We start from the raw sequence: 16,232 nt of genomic DNA, 5'->3' as shown, positions 1-16,232 counted from the left end.
TTCCATCCTGTGACCGTGTGCACTAAACTAGACTGTGCAGTTTGATCTTAAATTACCTATACGGAACTGTCCAGTTTGATAACTGAAGCGACACACGGCCGGCCCGGACGGCCCAAGAGCCAGCAGAAGCGCGACGCCATCCGGCAGGCGGCGGTGCGCCTGTTCATGTCGGAAGGCCTGCAACGCACCTCGATGGATGCCGTCGCCGCCGAAGCCGGCGTCTCGAAGCAGACCGTCTACTCCCATTTCGACAGCAAGGACGCCCTGTTCCGCGAGTGCGTCCGTACCAAGGTTACGGACTACGGGCTGGAGGGCGAGGCCATGCCGCCGGGGACGACGGCCGCGGAGGCGTTGCACGCGTTCGGGCGCCAGTTCATGGAACTGCTGCAGGATCAGGAAGTGCTCAGCATGTTCCGCCTGCTGGCCGGCGAATGCCCGAGCTATCCCTCGATCGCGCGCGTGTTCTACGAAGCGGGTCCTGCCCAGAACTGCGAATTCCTGGGCGCGCTGTTGTCGAGGTTCGCGGCACGGGGCGAGCTCGTCCTGGACGACCCCCTGGAAGCAGCCTCGCTGCTGGTGGCCATGTTCAAGGCCCACTACTTCCTGGAGCTGCTGCTGCGCGTGCGCGAGACCATCGAACCGGAGGAGCTGGAGCGTCACCTTCAGCGGACGGTGCAGCGCTTCCTGTCGCTGCACGGCGGCGCCGGATCGCCGCGGGAATAGGGTTTGCCGACGCGGGAAATCCGCTGACTACGGGGGAGAAAGCACCGAACCGCCCGCGCCGGCAACGATCGTGCGCCCCGCCTGCACCGGCGGACCGCCTGTCGATTTCCTACTAGCAAGTCCCGTGCCAGGAAGCGCCCTCACCGCCGATCAAGCACTTGCGCTGCACACGCGGCCACGCTCCCCCGCCGGCTGCACCGCCGCGGTGCCGCCGGTCCACGCGTTGCCCAAATTTCGCGCATGGCCGGCACGGCAATTGCGCTTGAATAGTCGCAGGCGCGGCCCGACTCTTTGTAGATGACAGAAGAAGAACCCGTGGTCGTGTTCGAGTCCCCCCGGCCCCGGGAGACCGGGGAGCGCGCGCTGGTGCTGCAGTCCGTCGGCATCCGCCACGAAGTGTTGAGCGACGGCCGCAGCTCGCTGCTCGTGGTCCCCGCCGCCGAGGCCGCCCGTGCCCGGCAGGAACTGGCAGAGTGGCGGCACGAGAACCGGCACTGGCGCCCGCCCCGGCCGATGCCCGTGTTCCGCAAACTGAATCCTTGGCCCGGGCTGGCCGGCTATCTCCTGCTGGTCTGCGCGCTCGCGTGGGCCTCCTCGCAGAGCCTTTGGGGGCTGGACTGGTTCGGCGCCGGTCGGGTGAACGCCGCGCTGGTGCTGGACGGGGAATGGTGGCGCACCGTGACCGCGCTCACCCTGCACCTGGATCTCGGTCATATCACCGCCAACCTGGTCTTCGGCCTGGGCTTCGGGCTGTTCGCCGGCCACTATCTCGGATCGGGCGTCGCGTGGTTTGCCATCGTGGCCGCCGGCGCGTTCGGTAATGCCGTGAATGCCTGGATCCAGCCACCGGACCACAATGCCGTCGGCGCCTCCACCGCCATTTTCGGCGCGCTGGGACTGATCGGCGCATTCGCCTGGCGCCGCAGGCTCTACCCGCAGGACCGCTGGGTGTACCGGCTGGGGCCCATCGTGGGCGCCATCGCGCTGCTCGCCTACACCGGCAGCGGCGGTGAGCGTACCGACGTGGGCGCCCACCTCACCGGTTTCGTCTGCGGCGGTGTGCTCGGCCTGGCCTGCGCGCGACTGGATACGGACCGGCTCGCAGAGCCGCGCATTCAGCTGTCGGCGGGCCTCGTCACCGTCGGCATCATCGCGCTGTCGTGGGCGCTGGCGTTCGAGCACTGGTCCTGACCACCCGCTCAGCTTGATCCCGGCCCGCCTTGCTCTAGAATCGGCGGCATACAACAACCACCAAGCGGAGCGAAACCCCATGGAATTCGATCTTGAGCAGCTGGGCGCGAAGGCACAGACCCTGGCCACGGAGTTCGGCGTCGACATCATCGCCGCACTGGCGATATTCATCATCGGTCGCTGGGTCGCGAACCTCATCACAAAGGGCTTGCGCCGCCTGATGGAGCGGGCGAACGTCGACGCGACGCTGGTCAAGTTCCTCTCCAACATCGTGCGCGTCCTGCTGCTGATCTTCGTGATCCTCGCGGCCATCGGCCAGCTCGGTATCCAGACGACCTCTCTGATCGCCGTCCTCGGTGCCGCCGGCCTCGCCGTCGGCCTGGCGCTGCAGGGTTCGCTGTCCAACTTCGCCGCCGGCGTGCTGGTCATCATCTTCCGACCCTACAAGGTGGGCGACTACATCGAGGCTGCGGGCGTCGCCGGCACCGTGGAAGAGGTGCAGATCTTCAACACGGTCATGAAGACGCCGGACAACAAGAAGATCATCGTGCCGAACAGCCAGATCACCGGCGGCATCATCACCAATTATTCGGCCCACGAGACGCGGCGGGTCGACTTCACCTTCGGCATCGGCTATGCCGACGACATCGACAAGGCGAAGAAGATCATCGAGGAGGTGCTCACCTCCGACGAACGGGTGCTGGCCGATCCGGCGCCGCAGATCGTCGTGGCCGAACTCGCCGACTCCAGTGTCAACATCGTGGCACGGCCCTGGGCCAATGCGGCCGACTACTGGGGCCTGAAGTTCGACGTCACGGAGACCGTAAAGAAGCGCTTCGACGCGGAGGGCATCAGCATCCCGTTCCCGCAGCGCGACGTCCACGTGTACTACGAGACGCCGCAGAAGAGCTGAGGTGAGACTCGACGACCCGCAACTCGAGTCGGTCGCCGCCTCCGAGCGGGTCGTCGTCTTCCACTCCGGGCTGACGGATACCCGCCGCGTCAGGGAAGCGCTGGAGTCCCGACAGATTCCCCATCGCTTCGAATCGATGCCGATGGGGGATTCTGCCATGCGGGAACGCTTCCACCGGCTGCAACAGGGGACCGGCTGGCCGACGCTGCCCATGATCTTCGTCGACGGTGAATTCGTCGGCGGCGAGAACGAGTTCATGGCCCGCCCGCTGATCGCGGACGGCCCGCCGGGCGCCGCGACCTCGCCGGCCCGCTGGATGGGCTACGCGGGACTCGTGCCGTTCGCCCTGCCGGTGGCCGCCATCCTGGCCGGTGCCAACGACGCCTGGTTCCTCGACTGGCTGACCGGCTACGGCGCGGTGATCCTCTCGTTCGTGGGTGCCCTGCAGTGGGGGCTGGCGCTGGACGAGCGGCGCGAGCGCCGCGGCGAGCGCATCCTGGTGAGCGTGGTGCCGGCAATGGTCGGCTGGCTCGCCCTGCTGATGCCTCACGGCGCCGGCATCGCGCTGCTGATTGCCGGCTTCGTCGGTATCTACAGCTACGAGCGCATCACGCTGTGGCCGGGCGGCTATCCCGTCTGGTTCCGGCGGCTCAGGACCCAACTCACCGCCGGCGCCTGTCTGCTGCTCGGCGCTGGTCTGCTCGCCGCTTTCCTCACCGGCTGACCCGGCCGCCGGGCTCTGGCCAGCGGCTGCTTGATACTGTATTTTCATAAGGGGTATCCATTCAGCTCCACCTGGCACAAGATATGGGGATGCCGGATACCCCCGAAATGCCTGTTGCAGGCCGTGATTATCCACGGACCTGGGGGGAGTTTCTCGATTGGTTTCCGGATGATCAAGCCTGTCGTGAGTATCTGGAGCGGATTCGCTGGGGCGAGGGCTTTGTGTGTCCGGCGTGCGGGGAAGCGGCTGCGGCGTTTCGCGCGAGCCGGGGTCGCTGGATCTGCGCTCCCTGCCGCCATCAGTGCACGGTGACGGCGGGGACGGTGTTTGAGAAGACGCGCACACCGCTTCGCAGCTGGCTGGCTGCGGTGTGGTACCTGGTCAACCAGAAACAGGGCGTCAACGCCCTCGGCCTGCAACGGGTGCTGGGGCTGGGCAGTTACCAGACGGCCTGGGCGATGCTGCATCGGCTTCGCCGCGCGATGATCCGCCCCGGGCGCGAGCGCCTGCACGGCGTGGTTGAGGTGGATGAGACCATCGTCGGGCGTTCGCCGGCCAACCGGGTGCGCGATACCGAGGAAAAACAACGCGTTGCCGAGAAGCGAGCCGCAATGCGCTCGATCATTATGGTTGCCGTCGAACTGAGGGAGCCGACCGGCTTCGGGCGCATAAGACTGCAGCGCGTGCCGGACAAGTCCGCGGCCGCCGTGGTGCCGTTCGTGCTGGAGGCGATCGAGCCGGGTTCTCTGGTACGAACCGACGGCTCCGAGGCGTATCGCCGGTTACCCGAACTCGGCTATCGTCGCGAGAGGGCGGTCATGCTGGGCGCCGAGGATGCCGCCCACGTAACGATGCCGGGCGTCCACCGGGTTGCGGCCCTGCTCAAGCGCTGGCTGATGGGAACCCACCAGGGTGCCGTTCAGCCGAAGCAGCTCGACTACTATCTCGATGAGTTCACCTTCCGCTTCAACCGGCGCACCTCGGGTTCCCGCGGTCTGTTGTTCTATAGGCTCATCGAACAGGCCCTGGTGACCGAGCCGGTCACCTATGCTCAAATCACCCACAACACCACATCTAGGGGTAGGTGGAGCTGAATGGATACCCCTTATTTTCATACAGTATGAACAAGCCGACCCCGCAACCCGGCCGCGGCGCCGTATCCAGCGCGCCGGGACGTTTCGCAACCCGTTACAACGAGCCCGAGGACGCCGCGGGACCGGCGCCGGACACGCACCTGCACGACGAACGCGCCGTGTCCATTGTCAGCCGCAACCGCTCGCCGGACGTCCCTTTCGAGCAGTCACTGAACCCGTACCGGGGCTGCGAGCACGGCTGCGTGTACTGCTACGCCCGTCCCACCCACAGCTACCTGGACCTGTCGCCCGGTCTGGACTTCGAGTCGGAGATCTTCGTGAAGACGAATGCGGCCGACCGCCTGCGCGAGACCCTGATGAATCCCCGCTACGAATGCCGCCCGATCACCATCGGTGCCAACACGGACGCCTACCAGCCGGCGGAGCGCAGCCGTCGCGTCACCCGGGGCGTCCTGGAGGTGCTGGCGGAATTCCGCCACCCCTTCAGCGTCATCACCAAGTCCGCGCTCATCGAGCGGGACCTGGACATCCTCGGCGAGATGGCAGCGGACGGCCTCTGTTCGGTGGCGGTCAGCGTGCCGACGCTGCAGGACGATGTGAAGCGCCTGCTGGAACCGCGGACGCCCTCGGCGGCCCGCCGCCTTCGCACCATCGAGCGGCTCGTGGCTGCCGGCGTCCCGGTCACCCTGATGCTGGCGCCGGTGATCCCGGCACTCACCGATCACGAGATCGAACGGATCCTGGCCGCGGCTGCCGCAGCCGGCGCCGACCGGGCCACCTGGGTGCTGCTGCGCCTTCCCCACGAGGTCGCGCCGCTGTTCCGGGAGTGGCTGGAAGCTCACTATCCGCAGCGGGCCGCCCGTGTCATGAGCCTGGTGCGCCAGTCCCGGGGCGGCCGGGATTACGACCCGGCCTGGGGACGCCGCCAGCGCGGTACGGGCGAGTACGCCGCGCTCATCGCCCGTCGCTTCGCCGTGGCCCGCCGCCGCGCCGGCTACGGCGAGGGCGAGCGGCAGCTGGACACCTCGCGCTTCCGGCGGCCGCATCCGGCGGGCCAGCTCGCGCTCACCCTCTGACGGCTACCAGGTGTAACGGACCCGGTAGGTGACCGTCTTCTCCGTATCCGCCGGGATCGTGACCGGGAAACGGACGGTACCTGCGTCCGCCTTCTCCCATTCGTCCGAGCTCGACAGGATCTCCCAGTTGATCCAGCGATAGAGAGGCTCCTGCACAATGACCTCGACGGCCTCCTCCTTGCGGTTGGCCACGGTGATCTCTATGTCCTCCTCGAGCCAGTGGGCCCGGGTATCGATGCGGAAGTCGCGCTGCACCCGCTCCCCGGTAACGTCGAAGGCCGAACCGAGCCGGATGCGCACGTCCTCGTTGCGGGGCGTGTGATCGATCACATCCTCGCCGATGAACTCGAGGCTGCCGTCGGCCTTATCCACCTGGGAGACGCGGATGCGCCCGGCGGGCAGCGGCACGCCGAGGCCGTCGGTCTGCCGGTTGGTGAATTCCACGTAGACGTCCACCTTCGGGTTGGAGGCCACCCCGTACTCCCGGGCCGTGCGCGGCTGGCCGTAGGCCGCATAGCCGCGGGCACCCTGATAGACCAGCACCTTGCGCGCCGGCACGCCTGCGGCCGCAGGGAAGAGCTCCAGCTGTTTGGTGGAGCGGTCCGGGAGGCTCGTGGCACGGCCCAGCGTGTAGAGGTGGAATTCGAAGAACGCCTTCTGCTCGAAGCCCGCTGTGTCCGCCATTGCCATGGCGAGCGCCTCCGTGCGCATGCGTTGCTGGTAGCCCGGCGCCTGACCGCGCTGGACGTCGCCCGCGATCAGTTTCAGGCGGGCATCTTCGTAGCTCGCGCCGGACTGGTTCACGATACTGACCCAGGCATTGACGTCCAGCCTGCCGGAATTGGCGTCATCGCCCTCGTTCCAGGTGAGGTTGTAGTCCGCCCACCAGGTGATGCCGGCAGTCTCGTAGGCCACCCGGGTGCGATGCCGGCCCGCGCGCTCGCTGAGGACGTCCCAGATCAGGGTCGGGCGGGTGATCAGCCCGCCCGGCAGCTCCGGGAAGCCGACGCGCTGGTACTGACTGACCACCTCGACGGTGCCGTCGGGCATGCCGAGCACCAGCCCGCCCGTAGTACTCATCAGCGTGCCCGTGAGCACCTCGGACTCGCTGCCCACGCCGCGGTGGACCGTGACGGGACGGTCGAGGTAGCGCTCCAGCAGCCGGTCGGTGCTGACCAGGTCGAAGCGGAAGTCCTGCTCCAGCACCCGGGTCCCGTCCGGGTCCGTCAGCGAGCGGAATCGCACCGTGGTAGGGTCGATGAGCGCGGCCACGTCGGTAAACTCCAGCGTGCCGCGGCCGCGGGCGAGGCCCACGGTGCGGTCCTGGCGGACGATGGCGTAACCCGGCACCGACGGGCCCGACCAGCCCCCGCGGCCGGGCAGCGGCCGGTAGAGATCCGGCGAGACGGCACCCGGCCGGGCCTGGCTGTATATGGTGAGGCTCGTCGAGGGGTCGGCGGCAGCCGCCACGCCGCCGAGCAGACTGAGGATGGAGATACAGATGGGGATCAGGGTCCTGGTCACGGCACATTCTCCGGATGTCTGGGTTCCGGCACTGTAAACGCAACGGCAGGCCGTGCGGGGTTCGGCCCCGGCCCGGCCGTCATCACGCGGCGGCGAACTGTCGCCGCCATCGCCGGTCTACAGGTCTTTGACCGGGACGCCGCTCCGTCCATAATCGATTGCCATGACGTCCGCCATGAAAGATCACAGCCGTTCGGACTCGTCCCCGCCGCCGGGCGCGGCGGCGCTCCTGCCGACCCTCGTGGGCGCGCTCGCCGCCGTGATCTTCGCAGTGTTCGCCATGGTCGCGCCCGCCACGGCCGATGACGACGCCGACGCGATGCCCGAGGCCGGCGACGCGGATAGCCTGCCCATAACCGCGGCCGAGCCGGAAGACGAACTCCCGGGCCTGCACCGCGAACTGGACCGGGCTTTCCGGACCTACCGGCGCCTGTATGACAGCGGCCGCTATACCAGCGCCATCGAGGCCGGCAAGCGGGTGGTGGTGCTTTCCATCGAGGTGAACGGCAGGGATGACCTGCAGACCGCCCGCGCGCTCACCAACCTCGCCATCGCCCAGCAGCAGAACGGCGAGTACGAGGCGGCGGTGCAGAACTACGAGGCGGCCATCGACATCGTCGAGCGGGTCGAGAGCCGCCTGAGCAAGCACCTGATCAATCCGCTGCGCGGCCTGGGCAACACCTATCTCGACGCGGGCCGGCCGGACGAGGCGATCCGCGTCTACGACCGGGCCGTGCACCTCACCCACGTGAACTCGGGCCCCCAGAATCTGGATCAGGTGGACCTCCTCGACGCGTTGGCGGAATCCTTCGTGCGTCTGCAGGATCTGGAGGAGGCGAGCGAGATCCAGGACCTGTCCTATCAGCTCTACGCCCGCCGCTTCGGCGAGGACAGCACGGCAATCCTGCCCGCGCTGCAGCGCCGGGCCCGCTGGCTGCACCGGCTCGGCCTGTTCAGCCAGGAGCGTGACGTGTGGAACCACGCCATCGACGTCATCGAGGCCGAGTACGGAGAGGATGACCTGCGCCTGATCGAGCCCCTCAACGGCCTCGCGCGCACCTATCTCTACGACATCGAGCAGACGGTCAGCAACCGGGGCGAATGGGCTCTGCGACGGGCGCAGGAGATCGCGGAGGATCACCCCGAGAGCACGCCGTCGCTGGTGGCCGAGGGCTTTATCGACACGGGTAACTATCACACGCTGCGGGGCGAGGCGCAGAAGGCGCGCCGCGCATACCGGCGCGCCTGGGAACTGCTGAGCGAGCACGAGAGCCTGGCAGCCATGCGCGACCGGCGCTTCGACCGGCCGGTGCTGATCCGGCCCGCCCGTGCGCCGGCCTACGCGGACGAGGAGACCAACCCGGTGGTCAACCCGGTGTACCGCGGTCGCGAATTCGACCGGGGTGTCGTCGTGGCGGCTTTCAGCGTCAATGCCCGTGGCCGCACGGAAGACATCGACGTAGTCGAATCCGAGCCGCCCGGCCTCATGGACGACGAGGTCAAACGGGCGGTGCGCCGGATGGTGTACCGCCCCCGCTACCGGGACGGCCAGCCGGTCTCGACGCCCGGCCAGACGTTCCGCCATCGTTTCTCCTATATTGCCGAGCGCCTGCCGGACGACATCGCGGCGGTCATGGAAGAGCGCGAGCAGTCGGCCGGCACGGATTCCGCCGCGGATGCCCCCGGCAAGGAGCCGGCCGACTAGGGGCTGTTAGCAGGCCCTACCCGCCCGCCGGAGGCGCCGCACGGTCGAAGCGCCGGGCGATGCCGAGCCCGGCCAGGATCAGGAGCATGGCGGCATAGGCCTCCGGCCGCAGCCGCTCGTCCAGCACCAGCGCGCCGGTGATCACGGCCCAGGGCGGCACCAGGAAACTCTGCATCGTCATAAAGCCCGCGCCCGCCTGGGTGACGAGGAAGAAGAAGATCACCGCGGCGAAACCGGTGGAGAGCATGCCTAGTGCCGCGACGGCGGCCAGCGGGCCTGGCGGCAGGACCCAATCCTGCATTACACCGCCGTCCACCGCGAAGTACAGCGGCAGCAGGATGAGGCTGCCGGCGACGGTCACTGCCGTCGACATCACCAGCGGGTGATGGGACGGCCCCAGCCGCGTGATCACGGCCGTGGTGGCATAGCACAGGGCACCGCCCAGCACCGAGAGCAGTCCGATCAGCGAGCCGTCACCCGCGCGCCCGCCCAGCAGAAATTCCGGGCCCACCAGCAGCGCGACGCCGACGAAGCCGGCCAGAAAGCCGGCGATGCGCCCGGGCGTGAGCGGCTCGTCGGGCAGCAGGAAGTGGGCGAGCAGGATCACGGCCAGCGGCGTCACCGCCATGGCGATGCCGGCGAGCCCGGATGGCACGCTCTGCTGGCCCCAGCTGATCAGGAAGAACGGCAGGCAGTTGCCGATGACCGACAGCAGGACGAAGAACGCCCAGGAGCCCCGGTCGGCCGGCAGTCGCAGGCCGGCCAGCCGCATGACGGTCCAGAGCGTGGCGGCGGCCAGCACGATGCGCCCGGTGGTGATCGCGAGCGGGCTGAACGCCGTCAGCGCAATCTCCATGGCGAGATAGGACGAACCCCACACGGCCACGAGGCCCGCCAGGCCCGCCCAGTGCAGCGGGCCGGGTCTGCCTAGCGGGAGCACGACGGGGGCACGAACGTGACGATGTCTGGCAGCGTTCCGGCGGGCTCGGAAAGGCCGGCTCAGTAAGGCCGGCTCAGTAAGGCCGGCTCAGGAAACGGCCGGCGGGCTCGCCGACCACCTCGCCGTCGTGGTAGACACGGCGGCCGCGGAGGTAGGTGCTCTTCACCCGCGCCGTCAGCTCGACGCCCTCGAAGGGCGAGTAGCCCTGCTGGGACTCCGATGCCTCCGCCTGCACCGTGTACGTCTCGTTCGGGTCCACCAGCACCAGGTCGGCGTCCAGGCCCACGGCGATGTCGCCCTTGCGGTTCAGGCCGTAGCGCCGCGCCGGGTTGAAACTGGTGAGCTCGGCCATGTGGTTGTAGGACATGCCGCGCCTCGAACCCTCGGTGATAAGCCCGGGCAGCAGGTACTCGGTACCGCCGAAACCGGATTTCGCCAGGAAGATGTCGTCCGGGTTCTCCTGGCTCACCTTGAACTCCTCCTTGCAGCAGGCATGGTCGCTCACCACCCAGTCGAGCTTGCCGTCCAGCAGCTGCTGCCAGAGGTATTCGACGTCCTCCCGGGGGCGGATGGGCGGGTTCACCTTGGCGTACTTGCCGCAGGGGGAATCCACGTCGAGCACCAGGTGGCCGATGGTCACCTCCCGGCCGAAGCTGATATGGGGGAAGGCCTCCGCCATCTTCAGGGCCGCCTCCACCGCCTTGCGCGAGCTCAGATGCAGCAGATTGATGTTCGGCAGCTCGGTCTCGTGGGCGAGATAGGAGGCAATGAAGATCGCGAGCCCCTCGGAGTGCGGCGGCCGCGACGCGTTGTAGGCGTGCAGGCCCGTGAGCTTGCCTTCCGCCTCCACCATCTTCGTGTAGGCCGCCATGATCTCCGCGGTCTCGCAATGCAGGCTGAGACTGATCTGGTCGGCTTTGTCGGGATGGCTCTCCATCGCCCGGCGGATGCCGCGCATGACGAACTCGAAATGCGCGATGTCGTATTTCTCGTCCTCGCCGATCATCAGGAACTCGGCCTGGGAGGAGGAGCGCCCGTGCAGGCCGTAGCCGCCGTAGAACATGAAGATCTTGAACGAGGTGACGCCATGGGTGTCCACCAGGTACTCGATCTCGTCGATGTGCTCGCGCATCATCGGCGCCAGGTGGTAGGCGTAATCCACGTGGAAGCGGCCCTCGGAAAGTTCCAGCACCTCGGGGAAGAACTCCCGGTACGGCCCGCTCTTGTTGAGGTAGTACTGGCCCGTGCGCATGTAGTTCAGGCTCGAGGTCACTCCGCCCATGGCCGCCGCGCGGCTCTCGGTGACCGCATCCTCGGCCAGTGGCGAGTAGATGCCGGTGTGCATGTGGGCATCGACGACGCCCGGGAAGGCGAGCAGGTTGCCGCCGTCGACGACTTCCCGCGCCGAGGAGGCGTCGATGCCGGGAGCCAGCTGCGCAAACTTGCCGTCGCTGACCGCGACGTCCAGGGCGTCCACGCGGGTGCGATTGGGCCGCACCACGCGCACGTCCTTGATCAAGAGATCGTAGGGGGTCTGTTCGCTCATCGTCACTCCTCGCTGGCTGTCGGGCCGCGCGGCGAGCTGATGATAGCGATAGACCGCGCCGGCAGCCCGCAAGCATACTGCAGTCGGGCGCCGAATCCGACTCCGCGGCGGCGGTATCCTGTGTCTGCTCCGCCAAGCGAACCCCGGGCCGGACGCGAGGTCTATAGCCGCTGATGAGATCCGTCGTCACAGCAGTACTGCTCTTCGCATTCTGCGCCGGCACCCGTGCCGGCGACTGCGACGGCGAGTGGATCTGCGTGGAGGTGGAGGAGTCCCCGTCGGGGGTGGTGCTGTCCGGGCGCAACCTCACCGAGTTCCCGCTGACGCTGACGGTGCGGGTGCGCGGCCACGGCCTGGCGTCGGCGGCCCGCACGGTGACCCGGACCCTGGACGGCGGCGATCTCACCGAGCTGCTGCGCATGCCGGCGGAAGGCGGGACCCGCTATCGCTACCGCTACTGGTACGACTGGACGGTGGGGGACCAGCGCGCACAGCACGACGACGCCCACCTCTACCGGCTGCCCTACGCCCGCGGCGAGAGCTATCCCGTGCTGCAGGGCTACGGCTCGAGCTTCAGCCACACCGGACTGGAGCGTTATGCCGTGGACTTCGACATGCCGGAAGGGACGCCGGTGCACGCGGCCCGCGGCGGCGTCGTGGCACGCGTCGAGGAATCCCACGACATCGGCTGCTGGGAGGAAGGCTGCGGCCGCCATGCCAACTACATCGTGATCCTGCACGACGACGGCACCACCGGCGAGTATTACCATCTTCGCCGCCAGGGCGCGCTGGTGGCGGCGGGCGATCGGGTCGAGGCCGGGGACCGCATCGGGCTGTCGGGCAATACGGGCCACACGACCATGCCGCACCTGCATTTCGCCGTTTACCGGGCGGGCGCCTGGGGCCGGACCCAGTCGCTGCCGGTGCGCTTCGCCCACCGCGACGGCATCAGCGAGCGCCCCCGCCGCGGCGAGCGGCTGGTGGCGGAGTGAAGGTGAGCCGGACCGGGCACAAACCCCCGCCTTCGGTTATCCTCAAGGCATGAGACCCGCTGCTGTCATGGCACGCTCCGCCCGACCCGCACGCGCCGGCGGGGTCGGCTCGCTCGCGCCGCTCTGGCTGCTCGCGACCCTCGTGCTGCTGACGACCGGTTGCGCCGTCAACCCCGTCACCGGCGAGCGCGAGATCCGGCTGGTCTCCGAGGCCCAGGAAGTCGCTCTCGGCCAGCAGAATTATCTGCCGATGCGCCAGTCCCAGGGCGGCGACTACGTCCTCGACCCGGCACTCGAGGACTACGTCCAGCAGGTCGGCCAGCGTCTCGCCGCAGTGAGCGACCGACCGCTGCCCTACGAGTTCCACGTACTGAACAATTCGGTGCCGAACGCCTGGGCCCTGCCCGGTGGCAAGATCGCCATCAACCGGGGACTGCTGACGGAACTCGAGTCCGAGGCCGAACTGGCGGCCGTGCTTGGCCACGAGATCGTCCACGCCGCCGCGGGCCATTCCGCCGACGCCATGGAACGGGCCATGGTGCTGCAGGGCGCGGTGCTGGCGACGGCAGTCGCCACCAGCGACAGCGACTACGGCAGACTGGCCACCGCGTCGGCCTCGATCGCCTCCCAGCTGATCAACCAGCGCTACAGCCGCGGCGCCGAACTGGAGTCCGACCTCTACGGCATGCGCTACATGTCCCGCGCGGGCTACGACCCCCAGGGCGCGGTGGACCTGCAGGAGACCTTCGTGCGGCTGAACGAGCAGCGCCGCAGCGACTGGCTGAGCGGTCTGTTCGCGAGCCACCCACCGTCGACCGCGCGGGTGGAGGCGAACCGGCAGACGGCCGCCGGCCTGCCGCCCGGCGGAGAGATCGGGGCCGAGCGCTACCGCGAGATGCTGGCGACGACGCGCAACGCGCTGCCCGCCTACGAGGCCTACGATGCCGGTCGCAAGGCGCTGGCGGAGGATAAGCGCGGCGTCGCCCTCGAGAAGGCCAACGAGGCCATTCGCATCGAGCCCGGAGAGGCCCACTTCTACGCGCTGCGTGGCGACGTCTACCTGCTGGACGAGAAATACGATCGCGCGCGCAGCGAGTACACCCTGGCGCTGGAGCGCAACGACGGCTTCTTCTACTACTACCTGAAGCGAGGCCTGACCGCCGAGCGGCTGGGCGACGATGCCGAGGCCCGCCGCGACCTCGCCGCCAGCCTCGAGCTGCTGCCGACGGCGCCGGCCTATCTCGCACTGGGCGACATCGAGCGGCGGGCCGGCAACCGCGCGCAGGCAGTCGAGTATTACCAGAAGGCGAGCGGCGAACAGGGCGAGGTGGGCGCGCGCGCGCAGGCGGCGCTGATGCGGCTCGATCTGAGCCAGAATCCGGAGGCGTATCTGCGCAGCCGGACGGGCCTCGCCGACGACGGTCGCCTGCTGCTGCAGATCGACAACCCGACCCGCGTCGGCGTCACCGACGTGGTGGTCGCCATCCGCTACCTGACCGGCTCCGGTTCCGCCTCCGAGACCCGCCGCCGGATCTCCGGCGTACTCGAGCCCGGCAACAGCGTGCGCCTGGACACGGGGCTCGGGCCGTTCACATCGCCGGACCAGTACCAGGTGCGTATCATCGAGGCTGCGGTCGCGCGGTGACGCCCGGCCGCGGCGCCACCCGAGACCCTTGATCGCGCACTTGATCGCGCACTGGCCGGACGCATATCCGCCGGACAGCCACAGGAGAGAGCCATGTTCGGTCTGAACAAGAAGACGTCCCTGCCATCCGCGGACGAGGCGCTGCCCGGCCGCGACACGCCGATGCCGGTACCGGAGTGCCACTTCGTCCTCGACGCGCCGCTGCAGCCGCCATTCCCGGAGAGCTGCCGGCAGGCCGTGTTCGGCCTCGGCTGCTTCTGGGGCGCGGAGCGGCGCTACTGGCAACAGCCGGGCGTGTACACGACCGCCGTGGGCTACGCGGGCGGGCGCACGCCCAACCCGGACTACCGTGAGGTCTGCAGCGGCATGACCGGTCACACCGAAGCGGTACTGGTCGTCTACGATCCCGCGAAGGTCGCCTACGAGGAGCTGCTGCGGGTCTTCTGGGAGTCCCACGACCCGACCCAGGGCATGCGCCAGGGCAACGACGTGGGCACGCAGTACCGCTCGGCCATCTACGTCTTCGATGCCGACCAGAAAGCGGCGGCGGAGGCCTCCCGCGATGCCTACGCGCAGGTCCTGGCCGATGCCGGCTACGGCACCATCACCACCGAGATCGCAGACGCCGGGCCGTTCTATTACGCCGAGGACTATCACCAGCAGTACCTGGCGAAAAATCCGGGCGGCTACTGCGGCATCGGCGGCACCGGCGTAAGCTGCCCCACCGGCGTCGCCGCCGCCGGCTGAATCTCAGTCCCCGGCGCCGGCGGCCGCCAGGCGCAGCGCCGCGGCCGCGTCCAGCCGGCCGTGCCCGTGGGTGGAGCGGCGCCCGCCGTCCAGCGCCATCGCACTCTCCTCCAGCAGCCGGCGCAGGCGTGCCGCCGGCAGGTCCGGATGCAGCGACAGCACCAGCGCTGCCGCGGCGGAGACGAACGGCGCGGCGGCGGAGGTGCCGCTGAACGCGTCGTACACCAGCGTGGGCGAGAAACCCCGCCGGCCACGCAGGTCGGTGGTGAGTATCGAGACGCCGGGTGCCAGCAGCGAGAGATTCCGGCCACGGCTGCTGCCCCACCAGTGCTCGCCGTCCCGGGAGCGGCGGGTCTTGCGCCGGTCCCAGGGATTCGAGGCGCCCACCGCCAGCACCTCCGGCAGCGTGGCCGGATAGTCCAGGGCCGACTGGCTGTTGCCGGCCGCGGCCACGATCAGGCAGCCGCGACCGCGGCGGCCGGTCCGCGCGGCCCGTTCCAGCGCGCCGGTAATGGCATCGGCCGGCGGGCCGCCGCCCCAGGACAGGTTCAGGATGTCAGCGCCGCTCTCCCCGGCGCACCAGTCCACGGCCTCGGCGGTGTCGAAATCGTCGGACAGCCAGTAACCCTGCGCGCCACCGCGGGCGATGCGCGCGGCCACCAGTGAAACGCCCGGCGCGAGACCCGTCGCGCGGGGCCCGTCGGCGGCCACGATGCCCGCCACCGCGGTACCGTGGGCGTCGTCGCCGGCGGGGCGGCCGTAACGGTCGTCGGCCACGAAATCCCGCTCGGCTGCCGCCGCCGGTCGCAGGTACGGGTGGGCCAGGTCGACGCCGTCATCCAGGATGGCGACCCGCACCCCGCGGCGTCCGGTGGTGAGCGCCCAGGCCGCCTCTGCACCCACGTCAGCGCCGGCAACGCCTACCTCGCCGTCATTGTCCAGCGCCCACTGGCCGTCCACCAGTGCGATGCCGGCGCCGGCCGAGACCGGCGGCGGCCGATACAGCCGCAGGAAATTGGGATGGGCCACGGCGACGTTACCGCGGCGGTAGAGCCGCCGCGCCGCGTCCGCCGCATGGCGCAGCCGGCCGATACCGGTCGCGTCGCACACCGCGCGCAGCAGCACGCGGCCGCGGCGTCCCTCACGGACCACTTCCAGCGACAGCCGCCGGCAGGCCCAGTCGACCTCGGCGGCGCCGGCGCCCTCCACCACCAGCGTCTCGGTCGGCACCGCCAGCGGGGCACCGACCGCCGGCCGCGTCACGTACAGCGGCAGGTCGGGGAAGCCGGCGAACAGCGGCCGGATCCGGGCGGCCGGCGCCACCAGCGCGTCACGCACCACCCTGCCGCCCGCCTCTACCGAGACGGCCATCGCCCGCTGGTGGCTGTAGTACGAGAGCCGGTGCATGGCTC

The 16,232-nt window shown here is 69.2% G+C and carries 13 protein-coding genes and 1 pseudogene; 10 read left to right on the top strand and 4 right to left on the bottom strand.

Going from position 1 to position 16,232, the window contains the following annotated elements:
- The first annotated feature begins 75 nt into the window (after window positions 1-75).
- The 6 genes and pseudogenes from ACJMKX_RS15480 to ACJMKX_RS15455 all read left to right on the top strand — a co-directional run bounded on the left by ACJMKX_RS15480 (window position 76) and on the right by ACJMKX_RS15455 (window position 5,721).
- Entirely contained in the window at window positions 76-723 is a 648-nt protein-coding gene (locus tag ACJMKX_RS15480; protein WP_405227461.1) for a TetR/AcrR family transcriptional regulator, read from the top strand.
- Window positions 724-1,020: 297 nt separating this feature from the next.
- Complete coding sequence (locus tag ACJMKX_RS15475) at window positions 1,021-1,914, top strand: rhomboid family intramembrane serine protease (protein ID WP_405227458.1); 894 nt, start codon at window positions 1,021-1,023, stop codon at window positions 1,912-1,914.
- Between the two features lie 79 nt (window positions 1,915-1,993).
- Window positions 1,994-2,827 carry a mechanosensitive ion channel family protein gene (locus tag ACJMKX_RS15470; RefSeq protein ID WP_405227456.1) on the top strand — a complete coding sequence of 278 codons (834 nt, stop codon included), beginning with the start codon at window positions 1,994-1,996 and terminating at the stop codon, window positions 2,825-2,827.
- 1 nt (window position 2,828) lies between these two features.
- The gene (locus ACJMKX_RS15465; RefSeq protein ID WP_405227454.1) at window positions 2,829-3,551 is read left to right on the top strand and encodes a DUF3429 family protein; all 723 of its coding nucleotides are present in this window, start codon (window positions 2,829-2,831) and stop codon (window positions 3,549-3,551) included.
- A gap of 55 nt (window positions 3,552-3,606) precedes the next feature.
- A pseudogene (locus tag ACJMKX_RS15460) lies at window positions 3,607-4,645 on the top strand (IS1595 family transposase).
- 26 nt (window positions 4,646-4,671) lie between these two features.
- Window positions 4,672-5,721, top strand: a complete 1,050-nt coding sequence (locus tag ACJMKX_RS15455) for a PA0069 family radical SAM protein (protein ID WP_405227451.1) — start codon at window positions 4,672-4,674, stop codon at window positions 5,719-5,721.
- Between the two features lie 3 nt (window positions 5,722-5,724).
- Here ACJMKX_RS15455 and ACJMKX_RS15450 read toward each other — a convergent pair whose 3' ends face one another.
- Window positions 5,725-7,245, bottom strand: coding sequence for a DUF4139 domain-containing protein (locus ACJMKX_RS15450; protein ID WP_405227448.1), 1,521 nt, complete (start codon window positions 7,243-7,245; stop codon window positions 5,725-5,727).
- Between the two features lie 175 nt (window positions 7,246-7,420).
- Between ACJMKX_RS15450 and ACJMKX_RS15445 the strand changes: the two genes are divergently transcribed.
- Complete coding sequence (locus ACJMKX_RS15445; protein WP_405227446.1) at window positions 7,421-8,950, top strand: tetratricopeptide repeat protein; 1,530 nt, start codon at window positions 7,421-7,423, stop codon at window positions 8,948-8,950.
- Between the two features lie 16 nt (window positions 8,951-8,966).
- Here the strand turns inward: ACJMKX_RS15445 and ACJMKX_RS15440 are convergent, their stop codons facing one another.
- Entirely contained in the window at window positions 8,967-9,890 is a 924-nt protein-coding gene (locus tag ACJMKX_RS15440; protein WP_405227443.1) for a DMT family transporter, read from the bottom strand.
- 73 nt (window positions 9,891-9,963) lie between these two features.
- A complete protein-coding gene (locus tag ACJMKX_RS15435; RefSeq protein WP_405227440.1) occupies window positions 9,964-11,436 on the bottom strand; it encodes a dihydroorotase in 1,473 nt (490 codons plus the stop codon).
- A gap of 173 nt (window positions 11,437-11,609) precedes the next feature.
- On the opposite strand from ACJMKX_RS15435, the gene ACJMKX_RS15430 reads away from it, so the two are divergent.
- From ACJMKX_RS15430 to msrA, 3 genes are all read left to right on the top strand, one after another.
- Window positions 11,610-12,428 (top strand): M23 family metallopeptidase, encoded by an 819-nt coding sequence (locus ACJMKX_RS15430; RefSeq protein WP_405227437.1) that lies wholly within the window; start codon window positions 11,610-11,612, stop codon window positions 12,426-12,428.
- Between the two features lie 67 nt (window positions 12,429-12,495).
- The gene (locus tag ACJMKX_RS15425) at window positions 12,496-14,073 is read left to right on the top strand and encodes a M48 family metalloprotease (protein ID WP_405227434.1); all 1,578 of its coding nucleotides are present in this window, start codon (window positions 12,496-12,498) and stop codon (window positions 14,071-14,073) included.
- A 93-nt stretch (window positions 14,074-14,166) separates the two neighbouring features.
- Window positions 14,167-14,820: a peptide-methionine (S)-S-oxide reductase MsrA gene (gene msrA, locus ACJMKX_RS15420; protein WP_405227431.1), complete on the top strand. Its 654-nt coding sequence runs from the start codon at window positions 14,167-14,169 to the stop codon at window positions 14,818-14,820.
- Window positions 14,821-14,823: 3 nt separating this feature from the next.
- Here the strand turns inward: msrA and ACJMKX_RS15415 are convergent, their stop codons facing one another.
- Complete coding sequence (locus ACJMKX_RS15415) at window positions 14,824-16,227, bottom strand: S8 family peptidase (RefSeq protein WP_405227428.1); 1,404 nt, start codon at window positions 16,225-16,227, stop codon at window positions 14,824-14,826.
- Window positions 16,228-16,232 lie beyond the last annotated feature (5 nt).

The organism is Lentisalinibacter sediminis (genome assembly GCF_040706615.1).
GTDB classification, from domain to species: domain Bacteria; phylum Pseudomonadota; class Gammaproteobacteria; order Steroidobacterales; family Woeseiaceae; genus Lentisalinibacter; species Lentisalinibacter sediminis.
The sequence above is the reverse complement of the archived record's forward strand: the minus strand, read 5'-3'. Positions and strand labels throughout refer to the sequence as shown.